This is a genomic window from Paenirhodobacter huangdaonensis, from assembly GCF_004022465.1.
Lineage (GTDB): Bacteria > Pseudomonadota > Alphaproteobacteria > Rhodobacterales > Rhodobacteraceae > Rhodobacter > Rhodobacter huangdaonensis.
The window spans coordinates 160,335-179,415 of the sequence record NZ_SAVA01000002.1 but is presented as its reverse complement, the minus strand read 5'-3'; the positions used below and the strand labels follow the sequence as shown (position 1 = coordinate 179,415).

Genomic DNA, 19,081 nt, shown 5'->3' with positions numbered 1-19,081 from the left:
GGCCGGATTTCGTGCGGCGCCAAGGCCCTGACAGCGAAACGCCCGCCTTCGGGGCGGGCGCTGCAAATCACGCTCGGGAGAGGGGCGCGTCATCGCCCCTCGCGGCCGGCAGGGCCAGCTCAGCCCACCACCATGTCGTCGCGGTGAATCAGCGCCGCCCGCCCCGGATAGCCGAGAATCTCCTCGATCTCGCGCGAACGGTGGCCGGCGATCTTGTGCGCCTCCTCGGCGGTGTAGCGCACCAGCCCCTTCGCCAGGATCGCCCGGTCGGGCCCGGCAACGGCCACCGGCTCGCCCCGGCCGAAGGTGCCGACGACCCTGGTGACGCCCGCCGGCAAGAGCGACTTGCCCGACATCAGCGCCTCGACCGCGCCCGCATCGACGAAGATCTCGCCGCGCGGCTTCATCGCCGCGATCCAGCGCTTGCGCGCCACCTGCGGGTCACCCTCGGGCAGGAACCAGGTGCTGTTCGCGCCCTCGGCCAGCGCCGAAAGCGGCCGCGCGACCGAGCCTTCCATGATCGCCATGGCACAACCGCCGGCGACCGCGGTCTTCGCCGCCAGAAGCTTCGTCTTCATCCCGCCCTTCGAGAGCCCGGAGATCGGATCGCCCGCCATCGCCTCGATCTCGGGCGAGATATGCTCGACGATCTCGAAGCGCTCGGCACTCGGGTCTTCCTTCGGGTTCGCGGTATAGAAGCCGTCGACATCCGAGAGCAGGATCAGCTGATCGGCGCCCACGGTGACGGCGATCTGCGCCGCCAGCCGGTCGTTGTCGCCGAAGCGGATCTCGTCGGTGGCGACGGTGTCGTTCTCGTTCACGATCGGCACGACGCCAAGCGAGAGCAGGGTCTCCATCGTGGCGCGGCTGTTCAGATAGCGACGCCGGTCGTCGGTATCCTCGAGCGTCACCAGAACCTGCGCCGTGGTCACGCCATGCGGGGCCAGAACCTCCTCATAGGCGCGGGCAAGGCGGATCTGCCCCACCGCCGCCGCGGCCTGGCTCTGCTCGAGCGCCAGCGCCCCCGCAGGCAGGCCGAGCACCCGCCGCCCAAGCGCGATCGAGCCCGAGGACACCAGCACCACATCGGTGCCGCGCGCCCGCGCCGCGGCCACGTCCTCGGCCAGAGCGACAAGCCAGTCGGTCTTCAGCCCGCCCTCTCCCACCAGCAGCGCCGAACCGATCTTGACCACCAGCCGCGAGGCGGCCCGCACATCGGGCTTCAGGGACGCCACGGCGTCACCTCTTCCTCGCCGGCACGGTCGCCCGAGATCTCGGCCCAGAGCTTGCGCAGAACCTCGTTCACCCCCTGCCGCGAGACGCCCGACATCAGCAACACCGGCCCGCCCGAGGCCTTCTCGAGCGCGCGCTTGCGGTTCGACAGCGTCTTCGGATCAAGCGCGTCGATCTTGTTCAGCACCGTCACCCGCGGCTTCTCGGCCAGCTCCGGCGAATAGGCCTCAAGCTCGCCGATGATCGTGCGATAATCCTTGGTCAGGGTCGAGGAGGTGCCGTCGACCAGATGCAAAAGCACCGAGCAGCGTTCGACATGGCCGAGGAACTGGTCGCCCAGCCCCCGCCCCTCGGAGGCGCCCTCGATCAGGCCGGGGATGTCGGCGATGACGAATTCCTTGCCGTCGATGCCGACAACGCCGAGGTTCGGCACCAGCGTGGTGAAGGGATAATCCGCAATCTTCGGCCGCGCGTTCGACACCGCGGCAAGGAAGGTCGACTTGCCGGCATTCGGCAGGCCCAGAAGCCCCGCATCGGCGATCAGCTTCAGCCGCAGCCAGAGCGTGCGCTCGACCCCCTCCTGCCCCGGGTTCGCCCGTGACGGCGCGCGGTTCGTCGAGCTCTTGAAACGCAGGTTGCCCCAGCCGCCGTTGCCGCCCTTTGCCAGCAGCACCCGGCTGCCCGGCTCGGTCAGATCGGCAAGGACCGTCTCCTCGTCCTCGTCGATGATCTCGGTGCCCACCGGCACCTTCAGGACGATGTCGTCGCCATCCCGGCCGGTGCGCTGGCTGCCCATGCCGTGCTGGCCGTTCTGTGCGAAGAAATGCTGCTGGTAACGGAAGTCGATCAGCGTGTTCAGCCCCTCGACCGCCTCGGCCCAGACCGAGCCGCCCTTGCCGCCGTCACCGCCATCCGGCCCGCCGAACTCGATGAACTTCTCCCGCCGGAAGCTGACGGAGCCGCCGCCACCGGCGCCGGAGCGGATGTAGACTTTGGCGAGGTCGAGGAATTTCATCGGCGGTCGTCCCTGTTTGCAAGGCGTCCGTTTACGCCGGCACGCCGCATTCTTCAAGCCGCGCGTGGGGGCGCCGCCCCCACACCCCCGAGGTATTTATGGCAAGATGAAAGAGCCCCGCCCTTCATCTTGCCATAAATACCTCGGGAGGGTCCGGGAGGGCAGCGCCCTCCCGTCTGCCCTCAGCCCATCTTGCGCAGGTAGGTCCAGGTCGGCACCCGGCCGCCGCGCGCGACCGACCAGCTTTCGGCATCGCCCAGATATTCGAAGCCCGAGTTCGTCAGGACCCGGGCCGAACCCGGGTTATCCTGAAACACCTCGGCAAAGAGGGTGCGCGAATTGTGCGGGTTCGCCGCGACCAGCGCCGTCACCGCCTCGGAGGCGAAGCCGGTGTTCCAGAACCCCGGCCCGACCCAGAAGCCGACCTCGGACTGGTCGGGCTCGACGCGGGTGAGCGAGACGATGCCCAGCACCTCGGCCAGACCGTTCGCCGATCCGTCCATCGCCCAGACATCCTCCGCCCGCTTCTCGGCCATGGCGCGGGCGACGAAATTCTCGGTGGCGCCCGGCGGAAGCGGATGCGGGATGGCGCGGGTGCCCTCGGCGACGCGGCGATCGGCGGTATACATCGAGATCAGCCCGGCGTCCGAGCGGCGCAGCGGGCGCAGCACGAAGCGGCCGGCCTCGATCACGGGCTGAGCGGAGAGGGTATCTTGAAACATCGGCGCTCCTCCTCGAAACGCGGGCCTGTTTTCCTTGGTCCTGAAAATGGGGCGGGATGATGACAATTTGAACCCTACCCGTTTGAAAATTCGATGAATTTCTCGAGATCTCCCTGCCGCGATGCGGCAAAGAAAAAGGGGACCGGCCTTGCAGCCGATCCCCCTGTTCCTGTCCGGAGTGCGGTTCGGCTTACTCGGCCGCCTCCGCAACCGGGAGGACCGAGATGAAGGTACGGCCTTTGAGGCCCTTCTTGAAGGTGACCTTGCCCTCGGTGACGGCGAAAATGGTGTGATCCGTGCCCATCATCACGCCTTCGCCCGGCCACCAGGTGGTGCCGCGCTGACGCACGATGATGTTGCCCGAAACCGCCGCCTGACCGCCGTAAAGCTTGACGCCAAGACGACGACCGGCAGAGTCGCGGCCGTTGCGGGACGAACCGCCTGCTTTCTTGTGAGCCATCTGTCAGTCTCCTCTTACTTCGCGTCGTGCGCGGCGACGCGCGCAGCAGCGGTGCCGACGGCTTCCTTCACGCCCGAGGCAGCGGCGCCCGAGGCGAGAACCTCGGTCACGCGCACCAGCGTCAGTTTCTGACGGTGGCCACGGGTGCGCTGCGACGAATGTTTGCGGCGGCGCTTGTGATAGGTGATGACCTTGTCGGCCTTGATGGTGTCGATGACTTCCGCGACGACCGCAGCGTCAGCGACGAGCGGGGCGCCGACGGTCAGCGTGTCACCGCCGAGCATCAGAATCTCGTTGAACTGGACCTTGTCGCCAGCGACGGCCGCAATCAGTTCCACGCGGAGCACGTCGCCCGCCTGAACCTTGTATTGCTTGCCGCCAGTCTTGAGGACCGCAAACATGCGTTCTTCCTTTTCCAAGCCGCGCCCTGTGGCCCCTTGCGGAGTTTCGGGGCCCTTGCGGGCCCGCCTCGGACAGCGCGCCCCTCCCGGGGCAGTGTTGCACATGATTCCCCCGCAGAAGGGAGTCCTCCGCCGGGTTGGCGGCTTATCGGAGATCGGCAGGCGCAAGTCAAGGCAGTTGCGCGGCCGCCCTCAGGCGCCCCAGCGGGCGAGCGCCTCGTCCCGGCCGATCCGGGCCAGCGTCGAGCCCGGCCCGATCGCGCCCGGCGTGCGGCTCAGCTTCGGCGCGGGGGCGGGCTGCACCACATCCTCGTGGCGCAGATAGGCACCGCGGGCGACATTGTGCGGATGGGCCACCGCCTCCGACACCGTCAGCACCGGCGTCGCACAGGCGTCGGAGCCGTCGAAGATCGCCTCCCACTCGGCACGGGTCCTTTCGAGGAAGCGCGCCCCGATGCGCGCGCGCAGCTCGGGCCAGAGGCTGCGGTCGGCGCGGTCGGGCAGTTCGCCCGGCGCAAAGCCCATCAGGTGCTGAAACGCGAGCCAGAATTTCTCCTCGATCGGGCCGATGGCGAAATGGCCGCCGGCCTTGCACGGATAGACGCCGTAATAGGGCACGCCGCCGTCGAGCAGGTTCTCGCCGCGCCGGTCGGACCAGAGCCCGCTTGCTGCAAGCCCGTGCACCATGCCCAGAAGTCCGGCGATGCCGTCGGTGATCGCGGCATCCACCACCTGCCCCTGCCCCGTCGCCTTGGCGTGCCACAGCGCCGCCATCATGCCGAAGGCCAGCCACATCGAGCCGCCGCCGAAATCGCCGACGAGATTGAGCGGGATCACCGGCGTCTCGGGCGTGCCGATCGCGCCGAGCGCGCCCGAGAGCGCGACGAAGTTGATGTCGTGCCCCGCGGTCTGGGCCAGCGGGCCGCTCTGCCCCCAGCCGGTCATCCGGCCATAGACGAGGCGCGGATTCTCGGGGAAATCGGCCGGACCGAGGCCGAGGCGTTCCATCACGCCCGGGCGCATCCCCTCGACCAGCGCATCGGCCCTGGCGATCAGCCGGCGCGCGACGGCGCGGTCTTCGGGCGCCTTGAGGTCAAGCTCCAGCACGTCGCGGCCGCGCTCGATCGGGTCGTTCGCGATACCGAGGACGTGGTGTGCCGCGCCCCCCGACCCCGGGCGCGCGATGCGGATCACCGAAGCGCCCATGTCGGCGAAGAGCTGCACGGTGAAGGGCGTGGGGCCGAGGCCCGAAATCTCGACGATGCGGAGCCCGGCGAGCGGGCCTTGCGGCGATGTGGTCATCTGGTCTCCTGCGGGCCTGTGGCGGCGCGGCCGGGGGTTTTGCACCCCCGGACCCCCGCAAGGTATTTCCGGCAAGATGAAGGGGTAAAGGCTGTGGCGGCGTGACGCAGCGTCACTGCGGGCCGGGGTCAGCCCTGCGCCTTTTCCTCGAGCGCCAGCCATTCCTCCTCGGCCGCGCTCAGCGCCGCCTGACGCTCGCCGAGCATCTCGGTGGCCTTCTTGAACTTCACCGGCTCGCGGGTGAAGAGCGCGGGATCGGAGAGGAGTTCGGAGAGCTTGCCGATCTCGCGCTCGAGCTTGTCGATGACGCCCGGCAATTCCTCGAGGCGGTGTTTCTCGGTGAAGCTGAGGCCCGATTTCTTCGGCGTCTCCTTTGGCGCCAGCGCAGGCTCTGCCCTTTTCGCGGCAGAGGCGGCCGAGGCGGTCGCCGGCGCGGAGACGCTCAGCGCCTTTTGCGCCTGATAGTCGCTCCAGCCGCCGGCATAGACCGTGGCGCGGCCGTCGCCCTCCATCGCGATCGTCGTCGTCGCGACGCGGTCGATGAAGTCGCGGTCGTGGCTGACCAGCAGCACGGTGCCGTCATACTCGCCAAGGATGTCCTGCAGCAAATCCAGCGTCTCGACGTCGAGATCGTTCGTCGGCTCGTCGAGGATCAGCAGGTTCGAGGGTTTCGCCATGATCCGCGCAAGCAGAAGCCGCGCCCGTTCGCCGCCCGACAGCGAGCCGATCGGCGCGCGCGCCTGGCTCTCGTCGAAGAGGAAATCCTTGAGATAGGCCACCACATGCTTCGGCCGGCCGCGCACCATCACCTGGTCGGACTGGCCCGAGACCCGCATATCTGGATCGTTCACCATCCCGTCCCAGAGCGTCTGGTTGAAATCGAGCGTGGCGCGCGCCTGGTCGAAGACCGCAATCTCGAGATTGGTGCCGAGCGTCACCGTGCCGGCATCGGGCGCGATCTCGCCGGTCAGCATCTTCAGCAGCGTGGTCTTGCCCACCCCGTTCGGGCCGACGAAGGCGACACGGTCGCCGCGCAGCACGCGCAGGTCGAAATTCTTCACGATGATCTTGTCGCCGAAGGCCTTGCACAGCCCCTTCGCCTCGATCACCCGCTTGCCCGAGGTGCCCGCGCTTTCAAGTTCCATCGCCGCGGTGCCCTGACGGCGGATCTGCCCCGCGCGCTCGGCGCGCAGCGCCTGGAGCGCGCGCACCCGGCCCATGTTGCGTTTGCGCCGCGCCGAGATCCCCTCGACCGCCCATTTCGCCTCGGCCTTGATCTTGCGATCGAGCTTGTGGCGCGCCTCGTCCTCTTCGGTCCAGATCTGCTCGCGCCAGTCCTCGAAGGCCTCGAAGCCGCGCTCCTGCCGGCGCAGCGCACCGCGGTCGAGCCAGAGCGTGGCCCGCGTCAGGTTGCGCAGGAAGGCGCGGTCGTGCGAGATCAGCACGAAGGCGGTGCGGGTGGCCCTCAGCTCGTTCTCGAGCCAGCCGATCGCCTCGATGTCGAGGTGGTTGGTGGGTTCGTCGAGCAGCATCAGTTCCGGCGCCTCGGCCAGAAGCTTGGCCAGCGCCGCGCGCCGCCGCTCGCCGCCCGAGGCGGTGGCGACCGGGGTCTCGGGGCGGAACTTCAGCCCCTCGGCCACCATCGCGACGCGGTAATGCTCGGCCTCGGACAAGCCAGAGCCGGCGAAATCGCCAAGCGTGGCAAACCCCGACAGGTCGGGTTCCTGCTCCATGTAGCCCACGCGCGTGCCGCTCGGCACCACGCGGGAACCATGGTCGGGTTCGATGAGCCCCGCCATCACCTTCATCAGCGTCGACTTGCCCGAGCCGTTGCGGCCGACAAGGGCGATGCGGTCGCCCTCCTGGACGGTGAGATCGAGCCCGTCGAAGACGGGGTCGCCGCCGAAGGTGAGGGAGATGCCGGAAAGCTGAAGAAGGGGTGCGCGTGCCATGGCTCTCCGCTAGCCGGGCGGCGGCGAAAGGTCAACGGGGGCGTGCAGCGGGCACACATGCAAACGGGCGCCCGAGGGGGCGCCCGTCGATCGGTCTCTGGCGGGGCTCACCAGGAGGTCAGCACCGTGCCGTGATACTTGTCCTCGATGAATTTCTTCACCGCATCCGAGTGATAGGCCGAGACCAGCGTCTTCACCCAAGGCGCGGTCTCGTCGCCTTCGCGCACCACGATGATGTTCACATAGGGGTTGTCGGCCTTTTCCATCGCGATGGTGTCGGTCTTCGGGTTCAGACCGGCGGCGATGGCATAGTTGGTGTTGATCATCGCCGCATCGAGATCGGCGAGCGAGCGCGGCAGCTGCGCGGCGTCGAGTTCCTGGAACTTCAGGTTCTTCGGATTCTCGGTGACGTCGAGAACGGTCGGGGTCAGACCGGTGCCGTCGGCGAGCTTGATCAGGCCGAAGTCCTGCAGCACCAGAAGCGCGCGGCCGCCGTTCGTCGGATCGTTCGGGATGCCGACGGTGTCGCCGTCCTTCAGGTCGGCCGGCGATTTCACCTTGTTCGAGTAAAGCCCCATCGGCGTGGTGATCGTGGTCCCCACCGGCACCAGCTTGAAGCCGCGGTCCCTGATCTGGTTGTCGAGGTAGGGCTTGTGCTGGAACGAGTTCGCCTCGATGTCGCCATCTGCGAGCGCCTGGTTCGGCACCACGTAATCCGAGAACTCGATCACCTTGATATCAAGGCCCATCGGCTTGGCGACCTTCGCCACCTCTTCCATGATCTCGGCATGCTCGCCCGGCGAGACCCCGACCTTGATGTCCTCGGCCATCGCGGTCCCGGCCGTGAGCGCGAGCACGGAGATCAGCGTCATCAGCTTTTTCATCGGAATATTCCCTTTGAGCTTCGAAGTTTAGGCGCCGCGGTTGCCGGGCGCGCGTTTATCCACCCTCCGTGCGATCCATTCGCCGATGGTCTGCACGAGCTGGACGAGAACAATGAGGATGACCACCACCACCGCCATCACGTCGGGCATGAAGCGCTGATAGCCATAGCGGATGCCAAGGTCGCCCAGCCCCTCGCCGCCGACCGCGCCCACCATCGCCGAATAGCCGATCAGGCTGACGACGGCGAGGGTGAGGCCGAGCGTGATGCCCGGCAGCGCCTCGGGGATCAGCACCTTGCGGATGATCTGCAGGGGCGTCGCGCCCATGGCGCGGGCGGCCTCGATCAGCCCCGCGTCGACCTCCCGGATCGCGTTCTCGATCAGCCGCGCGATGAAGGGCACGGCGGCGATCGTCAGCGGCACGATTGCCGCGGTGGTGCCGATCGAGGTGCCGGCGATCAGCCGGGTGAAGGGGATGATCGCCACGACAAGAATGATGAAGGGGATCGAGCGGGTCGCGTTGACGACGATGCCCAGCACCTTGTTCACCGCGGGCGCCGACAACAGCTCGCCGCGCCGCGAACAGGCAAGGAACACGCCGATCGGCAGGCCGATCAGCGCGCCGATCAGCGTCGACAGGAAGACCATGTAGAGCGTCTGCCAGGTGGCCGAGATCAGCAGGTTGATCAGATTAGAGGACATAGCCCAGCACCTCCGTGCGCTGCTGATGGCTTTCGAGATAGGCCCGCGCCTCGGCCGCCCGCGCCGCGTCGATCGAGACCAGCAGGTTGCCGAAGGGGCGCGGCCCGATCTCCTCGATGGCGCCGGCGAGGATGTTGACATCAAGCCCCAGCATCGCGCTCATCCGCGCCAGCAGCGGGTCGGTCGCGTTGTCGCCAAGGAAGGTGATGCGGATCACCTCGCGCGCCGGCCCCTCGGGGCGGTCGGTCTGCAACCTGTCGGCGATGAAGCGCGGCAGGGTGACGCCGGTGACGCCGGCAAGGAAGCTGCGCGTCGTCGGATGCTGCGGCGCGGTGAAGACGTCATAAGTGAGCCCCTGCTCGACGATCCGCCCGCCCTCGATCACCGCGACATGGCTCGCGATGTCGCGCACCACCGCCATCTCGTGGGTGATCAGAAGAATCGTCAGCCCGAGGTCGCGGTTGATGTCGGCCAGAAGCCGCAGCACCGTCTGCGTCGTCTCCGGGTCCAGCGCCGAGGTCGCCTCGTCGGAGAGCAGCACCTTCGGATCGGTGGCCAGCGCGCGGGCGATGCCGACGCGCTGCTTCTGCCCGCCCGACAGCTCGGCCGGATAGCGCCCGGCCAGCGGCTCAAGCCCGACACGGGCGAGAAGGTCGCGCACCCGCGGCCGGATCTTCGCCGCGGGAATGCCGGCAATCTCCATCGGCAGCGCGACATTGTCCTCGACCGTGCGCGACGAGAGCAGGTTGAAGTGCTGGAAGATCATCCCGACCTCGCGCCGGATCTCGCGCAGCGCCGCACCGCGCGCCCGGCCGACATCGCGCCCGGCCACGGTGATCGTGCCGGCGGTCGGCTGTTCGAGCCCGTTGACCATCCGCAGCAGCGTCGACTTGCCCGCGCCGGACCGCCCGATGATGCCGGTGATCGAGCCCGCCGGCACCTCGAAGGTGATCCCCTCGAGCGCGGTGACGCTGCCGCCACCCGCCTTCGGATAGCTCTTGCCGACCCCGTCGAAGGTGATGGCCGCGCCGCTGGTGATATCCCGTTGCATCAGACTGTCCGATATGGCTGTGGACTCGATTTGACCGCCCATAAAGGGGAAGCGGCCGGCAGATACAACCCCGCCCGGGGCGGCGGAACGCCCGATGCGCCCCGTCCCGGCAGTTACGCCAGATCCGCGCGCCGGGTTCAAGAAAACAATCACGCCAAAATTTGTCGGGTTTTCAGGATATTCTTCCACCCCCCGGAAGCCACGCCGCCAAAGCGTTCCCCGCCGCGCCCCTGCGCCCCGAACCACGCAGAGAATCGCCCCCACAGAACGCCCCTCTTTCCGTTTCCAATCGCGCCAAATATCCCGGGGGTGAATTTTGCCGTCAGGCAAAAGAGGGGGCAGCGCCCCCTAGCCTGCCACCATCCGCAGCGCCCGCGCCCGCGCCGGCGGAATTGCGCCGATCTCGAGCCCGGTGAAGACATGGAGCGTGCCGAGCGCCTCATCGACCACGGCATGATCGCTGACCCAGCCCCCCATCGTCAGATAGCTGCGCAACAGCGGCGGCATCCGCAGCATCGCCAGTTTCGGGTCTCCCGGCCGGCCGATCAGCGCCCGGGCATAGCGCACCACCTGCGGCGCCTTCACCCGCGGCCACCAGCGCCGCGGCGCAAGATGGCGCTCGGCCAGCACCGCGAAGGCATCGGCGAAATATTCCCAGTCGGTGCCGGTGAACGACGAGCAGCCGAACAGCATCTCGACCTTCCCGGCATCGACGAAGCGCGTCATCGCGCCCCAGGCCAGGCGCAGGATGTCGGGGTCGTGCAGGCCGGGCTCCATGCAGAAGCGCCCCATCTCGACCATCGGGCCGGCAAATCCGCGCAGCGCCGAAAGCTCGTAATATTGTGCGGAATAGCTGCGGCCGATCTCGGAACCGTCCTTCAGCGGCAGCAGACGGAAGCAGCACACCAGCCGCCCCGTCGCCACCTCCTCGACCAGGACATGCCGGCAGACGGCATCGAACTCATCGGCATCGAGCGGCACCGCATCGAGAGCAATGCCGCCACGGGCGCCGACGAAGCTGCGCCAGCGCAGCGCCTGCGCGGCGCGAAGGTCGGACGGGGTCGCGGCGAACCGCGCGCCGTAACGTCCCCTCGCGAGCGAAAACATGGTGGCTCCCCGGGTTGGCCCGAACGGGAGCGATCATAGGCGACTCGGCACCGCGACGGAAGAAAAACCGCCGCGGCGCGACAAGGCTCACTGCGTGAGTTGCGTCGCCGACACCCGGCCGAGGCTGCCCAGAAGCTGCCGCACGACGCTGATGCCCTTGATGTTCGACTTGGTGACACGCCGCGACAGCACCACCACCTCGCCGCGCTCGAGGCCGAAGCGCTCGATATTGGCGACGGTGCCGGCCTTGTCGAAGCTGACCGCGACGACCTGGCGGTCGATCTCCTGCGGCGCCCGGGCGCCGTAGTATTTCCAGCGCGAACCGACGTAATACCAGGCCGAGCCCTCGAGCACGCCCGAGGCGGAAGGCCGGCCCACGGCCGCCGCCACGTCATCACGCGAACTCTTGCCGACCTGGACCTGCGACAGATCCTCGTCGGACGGGACATAGCCATGATTCTGGTAGATCGCCGTGCAGCCAGCCGCCAAGAGGCTCGCGCCAAGGGCCATCGCCAGCGCAATGCGCCGCGTCACGGTTCCGGTGCTCACCTGTTACCCCCTCTTGCCTCGTGGCCTGTGGCCTTTTATCCCGCTTACAACAACCCGGCCCCGCCCTCAAGCACCATGCGGAGGGCGTCCGGCCCATCACCCAGGAGCCGCCATGACCGATGCCCCCCCGCCCTGGAGCGCGCCGCTTCGCCCCGCCGAGCTTGCCGGCCGGAAACCCAATCGTTTCGACCTGCGCCCCGACGCCGAGACCCGCGCGGCGATCGCCGCCTGGGCCGGGATCGAGGCGCTCAACTCTTTGCGACTGAACGGCACGCTGACGCCGCAGGGCCGCTCGGACTGGACGTTGCAGGCGGAATTCGAGGCCGAGGTGGTGCAATCCTGCGTCATCACCCTCGCCCCGGTCATCACCCGGCTGAGCGAAGGCGTCCTGCGCCATTACCTTGCCGAGATGCCCGAACCCGAGGGCGACGAGATCGAGATGCCCGAAGATGACACGAGCGAGCCGCTGCCTGCGGTGATCGACCTCGGCGCGGTGGCGCTCGAGGTGCTCGAACTCGCCCTGCCGCTCTATCCGCGGGCACCGGGCGCCGAGCTTGACGAAACCGTGGTGACCGAGCCGGGCGCCGTGCCGATGCGCGACGAGGACGCCCGTCCCTTTGCCAACCTGCGCGACCTGCTGACGAAGAAGGACGACACGGAGGGCAACTGACCGCCCGTTTGCGCGCCGCCTGCCCGGCTTTTGCGCTCTGCCGCCCACCCGGCGCGGCAGCACAAGAAAGGGCTTGCAACGGAGCGGAATCGCAGTATGTTCCCGGCCTCATTCGAAGTCTGGGTTCGCACCCGGTCCGCTCTCCGGCGCCAGTGACGATACTCAAGGAAATCAGGGCCCTGTGCCCGCGAACAATCGAGGTTAGACATGGCTGTCCCGCAAAACCGAGTCACGCGCTCCCGCCGCAACATGCGCCGTGCGCATGACGCCCTTGTGGCCGCCAACCCGGCTGAATGCCCGAACTGTGGCGAACTGAAACGCCCGCACCACGTCTGTGGCGCCTGCGGTCACTACGACGACCGCGAAGTGGTGGCTCAGGCCGTCGAGGTCGATCTGGACGACGACGCCGCGTAAGCGCGTCGCCCGAGCCTCTGATCCATGCTGCCTGAACAAGAGCAGACGCGGGCCGAAGGCCGGATCGATGCCGCGCAGACGGATGGCCGCGACGCTGCGGCCAAGGCGCCGGCCGCGTCCGGCGCCCTCGTCATTTCTGTCGATGCCATGGGCAGCGACCGCGGTCCCGTCGCGGTGCTCGATGGTGTGCAGATCGCCCATCGTGCCAACCCGGCGCTGCGCTTCATCCTGCACGGCCGCGAGGACGAGCTCGCCCCGTTGATCGCTGCGCGCGGCCTGGCCGACTGCGCAGTGCTGCACCATGCCGACGGCGTGGTGACCATGCATGACAAGCCCTCGCAGGTGATGCGGCGCGGCAAGGACACCTCGATGTGGTCGGCGATCGAGTCGGTGCGCGAGCGCGAGGCGGCGGTGGCCGTCTCCTGCGGCAATACCGGCGCGCTGATGGCGGTGTCGATGCTGCGGCTGCGCAAGCTGCCCGGGGTGAACCGCCCCGCGATCGCCTCGTTCTGGCCCTCGCGCAACCCGACCGGCTGGAACGTCATGCTCGACATGGGCGCCGACGTGAAGGCGGACGCCCCCGACCTGCTGACCTATGCGCTGATGGGCACCTCCTATGCCCGCAACGCGCTCGGCCTTGCGCGGCCGCGCGTCGGGCTGCTCAATGTCGGCACCGAGGAGCACAAGGGGCATGCCGAACTGAGGCTGGCGCATGAGATGATCGGCGCGGCGCAAGAGGCCGGCGCCTTCGACTTCATCGGTTTCGTCGAGGGCAATGACCTGCCCTCCGACCGCGTCGACGTGATCGTCACCGACGGCTTCACCGGCAACGTTGCGCTGAAAACCGCCGAGGGCACGGCGAAATTCGCCGCCGAACTGCTGCGCGGCGCACTCACCGCGACGCCGCTGACCAAGCTCGGCGCCTTCCTCGCGATGGGACCGCTGAAGCGGATGAGCGCGCAGATCGACCCGCGACGGGCGAATGGCGGCGTCTTCCTCGGGCTGAACGGCACCGTGGTGAAGTCGCACGGCTCGGCCGACGCGACCGGCGTCGCCGCCGCGATCGAACTGGCCGCCCGCCTCGCCCGCTCCGGTTTCGTCGAAAGGCTCGCGGCACGGGTTGCCTCTGCGTCAGTGGCAAGGCAGGATGCGCCCTCGGGAGAGGCATCCAGCGAGAACGAACTATGAAGATCAGATCCGTCGTCCGCGGCGTCGGCCATTACCTGCCGGCGCGCGTCGTCGAGAACAGCGAGTTCGAGACCACGCTCGACACCTCGGATGAATGGATCCGCGCCCGCACCGGCATCGAGCGGCGCCATTTCGCCGCCGAGGGCGAGACCACCTCGCAGCTTGCGACCAAGGCGGCGCAGGCGGCACTTGAAGATGCCGGCATCCCCGCCGACCGCATCGACGCGATTGTCGTTGCCACCTCGACCCCCGATTTCACCTTCCCCTCCGTCGCGACCATGGTGCAGGCCGGGCTCGGCTCGACGCATGGCTTTGCCTATGACGTGCAGGCGGTCTGCGCCGGCTTCGTCTACGCGCTGGCGAATGCGAACGGGCTGATCGTCTCGGGCCAGGCCGAGCGCGTGCTGGTGATCGGCGCCGAGACCTTCTCGCGGATCATGGACTGGACCGACCGCGGCACCTGCGTGCTCTTCGGCGACGGCGCCGGCGCGCTGGTGCTCGAGGCGGCCGAGGGCAGCGGTGCGAATTCCGACCGCGGCGTGCTCTCGACCGATCTGCATTCCGACGGCCGCTACCGCGAACTTCTCTATGTCGATGGCGGGGTCTCGACCACCGGCGTCGCCGGGCACCTGCGGATGCAGGGCAATGCCGTCTTCAAACATGCGGTGCAGAAGCTTGCCGAAACCGCCCATACCGCGCTCGACAAGATCGGCATGAGCGGCGAGGACGTCGACTGGATCGTGCCGCATCAGGCCAATCTGCGGATCATCTCGGCCACCGCCGAGCGGATGCAGGTGCCGATGGAGCGTGTCGTGCTGACCGTGCAGGACCATGGCAACACCTCGGCCGCATCGATTCCCCTCGCCCTCTCGGTCGGCAAGCAGCGCGGCCAGATCAAGACCGGCGACCTGCTCGTCACCGAGGCGATCGGCGGCGGCCTTGCCTGGGGCTCGGTGGTGCTGCGCTGGTAAGCGCCGCGTCCGCCCGTCTTGCGGGCATCCCCACTGCGGCAGAGCGCCGCGCAAGCCGTTGACAAGCCGTTCTTATTGACACCGGCATGGATTTGCGCCCATCGTGGGCGCAGTCACATCCGGGGGGATGACACGATGTCCGAAAAGACTCTGACGCGCATGGACCTGAGCGAAGCGGTGTTCCGCGAAGTCGGTCTGAGCCGCAACGAATCCGCGCAGCTCGTCGAAAGCGTGCTGCGCCACATGTCCGACGCGCTGGCCAATGGCGAGACAGTGAAGATCTCGTCTTTCGGCACCTTCTCGGTGCGCGAGAAAAGTTCGCGCATGGGGCGCAACCCGAAAACCGGCGAGGAAGTGCCGATCAGCCCGCGCCGCGTGCTCTCGTTCCGGCCCTCGCACCTGATGAAGGATCGCGTCGCGGCCGGCAACGCGAAGTGACGCGCCGCCGCGACCAGGACCGCGAGATGAGCAAGTCCGCCCATGCCTTCCGCACGATCTCCGAAGTCGCCGAGCTTCTGGAAACGCCCACGCATGTGCTGCGCTTCTGGGAGAGCCGCTTTCCGCAGGTGAAGCCGGTCAAGGGCGCGGGCGGGCGGCGCTATTACCGCCCCGACGACGTGCAGCTGCTCGCCGGCATCAAGAAGCTCCTGCACGATGACGGGATGACAATCCGCGGCGTGCAGAAGCTGCTGCGCGAACAGGGCGCGAAACAGGTCGCGGCCCGGGTCGAGCTGAGCTTCGACGCGGCCGAGGACGTGCCCGAAGCCGCGCTGCCCGAAGCGGACCGGACCGAGGCTGACGGGACCGAGACCGGCGGGACCGAGGCCGCGCCTGCCCTGGCCGCCGAAGACGCGGCGCCCGGCCCCAATACGCCGGCCGGCACCCTGCTCACCCCGCGTGTTGCCTCCTGGCGCCAGACCTCGCTCTTCGAGGCACCGGCACCGGAGGGGTCCGGGATCGTCACCGAGATCGAGACCGTGAGCCTCGTCGAGATCGAGGATGCAGATGATTCGCCACCCGAGCCCGAGCCGGTGCCCGAGGCACCGATCGCCCTCGACGTCGAGCCGGAAGACCCCGAGGCACTCGCCCAGGTGGTGAGTCTGCTCGTCGCCGGCAGTGCCCGCCCCCCCGAGACCGCCCCTACCCTGCCGCCCACGCCGGCGCTTGCGGTGCTGTCGCGCGGCCTGACCGGGCTCGACCTTGCGGGTCTCGGCACCGTCGAGCGGATGCGGCTTCTGACCGCCTGCGACCGGCTCATGGCGCTGCAGGCCCGGATGGGTCAGCCGCCGCGCGCCCTGCCGCGCTGAGCCGGCGCGCAGGTCAGGGCACGGCCTCGCGAGCTTCCGGCAGGCCGTTGCAAAAAGTTGCGTTTTGCCGCTTGCACCCGCCGCCCGGATACCTCTATACACGCCTCGTGTCGGGCCGTGGCGCAGCCTGGTTAGCGCGTCCGTCTGGGGGGCGGAAGGTCGAGAGTTCGAATCTCTCCGGCCCGACCATCACGAGAAACGCCCACCCCTCGGGGGTGGGCGTTCGTCTATGCGAGGGAGGCTGCGATGGCACACGGCGTTCTGCCCGATTCCGCGATCCGCGCGATGGTCGGGCGTGGCGAGATCAGCGCCGCCCTGCCCCTCGTGCCCGGCCAGATCCAGCCCGCGAGCCTTGATCTGCGGCTTGGCACCGTGGCCTACCGGATCCGCGCCTCCTTCCTCGCCGGCCGCGGCACCCGCGTCGAGACCAAGCTCGCCGATTTCGAGATGCACCGGATGGACCTCGAAAACGGCGCCGTGCTCGAGAAGGGCTGCGTCTATCTGGTGCCGCTGATGGAGGGGCTGGCACTGCCCGAGGGCATCACCGCCGTCGCCAACGCCAAAAGCTCGACCGGCCGGCTCGATCTGCTGACCCGGGTGATCACCGACGGCGGCACCGAATTCGACCGCATCCCCGAGGGCTATGCCGGCCCGCTCTATGCCGAGATCTGCCCGCGCTCCTTCTCGGTGCTGGTGCGGCCCGGCATGCGGCTCAATCAGATCCGCTTCCGCCGTGGCCAGGCGGTGCTGACCGACCCCGAGCTGAAGGCACTGCACACGGCCGAGCCGCTCGTCACCGGCGAGGCGGTGATCGACGCCGGCCTCGGCTTCTCGGTCGACCTGCTGCCAGAGACCGGCGATCTCGTCGGCTACCGCGCCAAGCCGCACACCGGGGTGATCGACCTCGACCGGATCGCGCATTACCCGACCTCGGATTTCTGGGAGGAGCTGCGCACCCGCGAGGGGCGGATCATCCTCGATCCCGGCGCCTTTTATATCCTCGTCTCGCGCGAGGCGGTGACGATCCCGCCCGATTTCGCCGCCGAGATGGCGCCCTACCTCGCCATGGTGGGCGAGTTCCGCGTGCATTACGCCGGCTTCTTCGACCCGGGCTTCGGCCATGGCGCGGCAGGCGGCGCGGGCTCGCGCGGCGTGCTCGAGGTGCGCTGCCACGAGGCCCCCTTCGTGCTCGAACACGGCCAGGTGGTGGGCCGGCTCGTCTACGAGCGGATGACCGCGCGCCCCGAGCGGCTCTATGGCACCGGCATCGCCTCGAACTATCAGGGCCAGGGGCTGAAACTCGCCAAGCATTTCCGCGCCGGCTGAGCGCCGCGCCCGGAACGCAGGGCAGAAGGGGGCGCTGCCCCCTCTTGGCTGCGCCAATTCACCCCCGGGATATTTGCGGCAATTGGAAGCCGGGACGGCGCGTGCTCTTCCAATCGCGCCAAATATCCCGGGGGTGAGGGCGAAGCCCGAGGGGGCAGCGCCCCCTTTGCGCGCGGCGCCCGTCTTGAAACGCCCCGGGTTCTTGCCCCGGCGGCGCCGACGTCCTAGAACGCGAGACAGACCCTGATACGGAAGCGGACCATGCTCGACCTTCTCAGCTACAAGACCCCCGAACCGAAAGTCATCGCCGGCGCCAAGGCCGACTGGGAACTGGTGATCGGGATGGAGGTGCATGCGCAGGTGAGCTCGAACGCCAAGCTCTTCTCCGGCGCCTCGACCGGCTTCGGCGCGGAGCCGAACAGCCATGTCGCCTTCGTCGATGCGGCGATGCCCGGCATGCTGCCGGTGATCAACGAGTTCTGCATCGCCCAGGCGGTGAAGACCGGGCTTGGCCTGAAGGCGGGGATCAACCTGCGCTCGGCCTTCGACCGCAAGAACTACTTCTACCCCGACCTGCCGCAGGGCTATCAGATCTCCCAGCTCTATCACCCGATCGTGGGCGAGGGCGAGATCGTCGTCGACATGGGCCCGGGCATCGCGCGCAAGGTGCGCATCGAGCGCATCCACCTCGAGCAGGACGCGGGCAAGTCGATCCACGACATGGACCCGACCATGTCCTTCGTCGACCTGAACCGCACCGGCGTCGCGCTGATGGAGATCGTCTCGCGCCCCGACATCCGTGGCCCGGAAGAGGCGGCGGCCTATGTGGTGAAGCTGCGCCAGATCCTGCGCTATCTCGGCACCTGCGACGGCAATATGCAAAACGGCAACCTGCGCTGCGACGTCAACGTCTCGGTCTGCCGCCCGGGGCAATACGAGAAATACCAGGCGACGCAGGATTTCGCGCATCTCGGCACGCGCTGCGAGCTGAAGAACATGAACTCGATGCGTTTCATCCAGGCCGCGATCGACTTTGAGGCGCGCCGCCAGATCGCGATTCTCGAGGATGGCGGCGAGGTGGTGCAGGAAACCCGCCTCTACGACCCGGACAAGAACGAAACCCGCTCGATGCGCTCGAAGGAAGAGGCGCATGACTACCGCTACTTCCCCTGCCCCGACCTGCTGCCGCTCGAGATCGAGCAGGCCTGGGTCGACGACATCGCCGCGGCGATGCCGGAGCTGCCGGACGAGAAGAAGGCGCGCTTCGTCGAGGGGCTGGGCCTGAGCGAATACGACGCCTCGGTGCTGACCGCCGAGGTCGAGAATGCCGATTACTTCGAGGCGGTCGTGGCCGTGTGCGACGATGGCAAGCTTGCCGCGAACTGGGTCATCAACGAGCTCTTCGGCCGGCTGAAGAAGGACGGCGCGGACATCGACGCGAGCCCGATGAGCCCGGCGCAGCTCGGCGGCATCATCACCCTGATCAAGTCGGGCGACATCTCGGGCAAGATCGCCAAGGATCTGTTCGAGATCGTCTATACCGAGGGCGGCGATCCGGCCGAGATCGTCACCGCACGCGGCATGAAGCAGGTCACCGACCTTGGCACGATCGAGGCGGCGGTGGACAAGATCATCGCGGAAAGCCCCGCCGAGGTCGAGAAGGCGAAGGCCAATCCGAAGCTGGTCGGCTGGTTCGTCGGACAGGTGATCAAGGCCTCGGGCGGCAAGACGAACCCGGCCGCGGTGAAGGAAATCGTGGCGAAGAAGCTCGGGATCTGATCCCGGGGCCGCGCGACAGGGGTCAGGGCGCCTTCGGGCGCCCTGTTC

20 protein-coding genes and 1 tRNA gene are annotated in these 19,081 nt (G+C 68.2%); 9 read left to right on the top strand and 12 right to left on the bottom strand.

Annotated features, from left to right (window positions below; genetic code table 11):
• Nucleotides 1-119: 119 nt before the first annotated feature.
• From proB to EOW66_RS03920, 12 genes are all read right to left on the bottom strand, one after another.
• Nucleotides 120-1,235 (bottom strand): glutamate 5-kinase, encoded by a 1,116-nt coding sequence (proB, locus tag EOW66_RS03975; protein ID WP_128155011.1) that lies wholly within the window; start codon nt 1,233-1,235, stop codon nt 120-122.
• A complete protein-coding gene (gene obgE / locus EOW66_RS03970; RefSeq protein ID WP_128155010.1) occupies nt 1,223-2,248 on the bottom strand; it encodes a GTPase ObgE in 1,026 nt (341 codons plus the stop codon). The genes proB and obgE overlap by 13 nt, the downstream gene beginning before the upstream one ends.
• 182 nt (nt 2,249-2,430) lie before the next feature.
• On the bottom strand, nt 2,431-2,970 hold the full coding sequence (locus EOW66_RS03965; RefSeq protein WP_113901050.1) for a GNAT family N-acetyltransferase: 540 nt from the start codon (nt 2,968-2,970) through the stop codon (nt 2,431-2,433).
• A 190-nt stretch (nt 2,971-3,160) separates the two neighbouring features.
• On the bottom strand, nt 3,161-3,430 hold the full coding sequence (gene rpmA / locus EOW66_RS03960) for a 50S ribosomal protein L27 (RefSeq protein WP_113901051.1): 270 nt from the start codon (nt 3,428-3,430) through the stop codon (nt 3,161-3,163).
• Nucleotides 3,431-3,444: 14 nt separating this feature from the next.
• Nucleotides 3,445-3,831, bottom strand: coding sequence for a 50S ribosomal protein L21 (rplU, locus tag EOW66_RS03955; RefSeq protein ID WP_113901052.1), 387 nt, complete (start codon nt 3,829-3,831; stop codon nt 3,445-3,447).
• A gap of 192 nt (nt 3,832-4,023) precedes the next feature.
• On the bottom strand, nt 4,024-5,133 hold the full coding sequence (locus EOW66_RS03950) for a CaiB/BaiF CoA transferase family protein (protein ID WP_128155009.1): 1,110 nt from the start codon (nt 5,131-5,133) through the stop codon (nt 4,024-4,026).
• A gap of 128 nt (nt 5,134-5,261) precedes the next feature.
• Nucleotides 5,262-7,085 carry an ABC-F family ATP-binding cassette domain-containing protein gene (locus tag EOW66_RS03945; RefSeq protein ID WP_128155007.1) on the bottom strand — a complete coding sequence of 608 codons (1,824 nt, stop codon included), beginning with the start codon at nt 7,083-7,085 and terminating at the stop codon, nt 5,262-5,264.
• A gap of 107 nt (nt 7,086-7,192) precedes the next feature.
• Complete coding sequence (locus tag EOW66_RS03940) at nt 7,193-7,969, bottom strand: MetQ/NlpA family ABC transporter substrate-binding protein (protein WP_128155006.1); 777 nt, start codon at nt 7,967-7,969, stop codon at nt 7,193-7,195.
• A 27-nt stretch (nt 7,970-7,996) separates the two neighbouring features.
• Nucleotides 7,997-8,671 (bottom strand): methionine ABC transporter permease, encoded by a 675-nt coding sequence (locus EOW66_RS03935; protein ID WP_128155005.1) that lies wholly within the window; start codon nt 8,669-8,671, stop codon nt 7,997-7,999.
• Nucleotides 8,661-9,722, bottom strand: a complete 1,062-nt coding sequence (locus tag EOW66_RS03930; protein WP_128155003.1) for a methionine ABC transporter ATP-binding protein — start codon at nt 9,720-9,722, stop codon at nt 8,661-8,663. The genes EOW66_RS03935 and EOW66_RS03930 overlap by 11 nt, the downstream gene beginning before the upstream one ends.
• A gap of 348 nt (nt 9,723-10,070) precedes the next feature.
• Nucleotides 10,071-10,829 (bottom strand): GNAT family N-acetyltransferase, encoded by a 759-nt coding sequence (locus EOW66_RS03925; RefSeq protein WP_128155001.1) that lies wholly within the window; start codon nt 10,827-10,829, stop codon nt 10,071-10,073.
• 87 nt (nt 10,830-10,916) lie between these two features.
• Nucleotides 10,917-11,339 carry an outer membrane protein assembly factor BamE gene (locus EOW66_RS03920; protein WP_128155446.1) on the bottom strand — a complete coding sequence of 141 codons (423 nt, stop codon included), beginning with the start codon at nt 11,337-11,339 and terminating at the stop codon, nt 10,917-10,919.
• Nucleotides 11,340-11,490: 151 nt separating this feature from the next.
• On the opposite strand from EOW66_RS03920, the gene EOW66_RS03915 reads away from it, so the two are divergent.
• From EOW66_RS03915 to gatB, 9 genes are all read left to right on the top strand, one after another.
• Nucleotides 11,491-12,048 carry a YceD family protein gene (locus EOW66_RS03915; protein ID WP_128155000.1) on the top strand — a complete coding sequence of 186 codons (558 nt, stop codon included), beginning with the start codon at nt 11,491-11,493 and terminating at the stop codon, nt 12,046-12,048.
• A gap of 207 nt (nt 12,049-12,255) precedes the next feature.
• Nucleotides 12,256-12,462 (top strand): 50S ribosomal protein L32, encoded by a 207-nt coding sequence (gene rpmF / locus EOW66_RS03910; RefSeq protein WP_113901060.1) that lies wholly within the window; start codon nt 12,256-12,258, stop codon nt 12,460-12,462.
• A 24-nt stretch (nt 12,463-12,486) separates the two neighbouring features.
• Entirely contained in the window at nt 12,487-13,650 is a 1,164-nt protein-coding gene (gene plsX / locus EOW66_RS03905; protein ID WP_128154998.1) for a phosphate acyltransferase PlsX, read from the top strand.
• Nucleotides 13,647-14,621, top strand: a complete 975-nt coding sequence (locus EOW66_RS03900) for a beta-ketoacyl-ACP synthase III (RefSeq protein WP_128154996.1) — start codon at nt 13,647-13,649, stop codon at nt 14,619-14,621. The genes plsX and EOW66_RS03900 overlap by 4 nt, the downstream gene beginning before the upstream one ends.
• Nucleotides 14,622-14,756: 135 nt before the next feature.
• Entirely contained in the window at nt 14,757-15,059 is a 303-nt protein-coding gene (ihfA, locus tag EOW66_RS03895) for an integration host factor subunit alpha (protein ID WP_113901063.1), read from the top strand.
• A gap of 26 nt (nt 15,060-15,085) precedes the next feature.
• Nucleotides 15,086-15,928 (top strand): MerR family transcriptional regulator, encoded by an 843-nt coding sequence (locus EOW66_RS20610; protein ID WP_239017487.1) that lies wholly within the window; start codon nt 15,086-15,088, stop codon nt 15,926-15,928.
• A 111-nt stretch (nt 15,929-16,039) separates the two neighbouring features.
• Nucleotides 16,040-16,117 (top strand) — tRNA-Pro (locus tag EOW66_RS03880).
• 57 nt (nt 16,118-16,174) lie between these two features.
• The gene (locus tag EOW66_RS03875; protein ID WP_128154994.1) at nt 16,175-17,254 is read left to right on the top strand and encodes a 2'-deoxycytidine 5'-triphosphate deaminase; all 1,080 of its coding nucleotides are present in this window, start codon (nt 16,175-16,177) and stop codon (nt 17,252-17,254) included.
• 261 nt (nt 17,255-17,515) lie between these two features.
• Nucleotides 17,516-19,033, top strand: a complete 1,518-nt coding sequence (gatB, locus tag EOW66_RS03870; protein ID WP_128154992.1) for an Asp-tRNA(Asn)/Glu-tRNA(Gln) amidotransferase subunit GatB — start codon at nt 17,516-17,518, stop codon at nt 19,031-19,033.
• Nucleotides 19,034-19,081 lie beyond the last annotated feature (48 nt).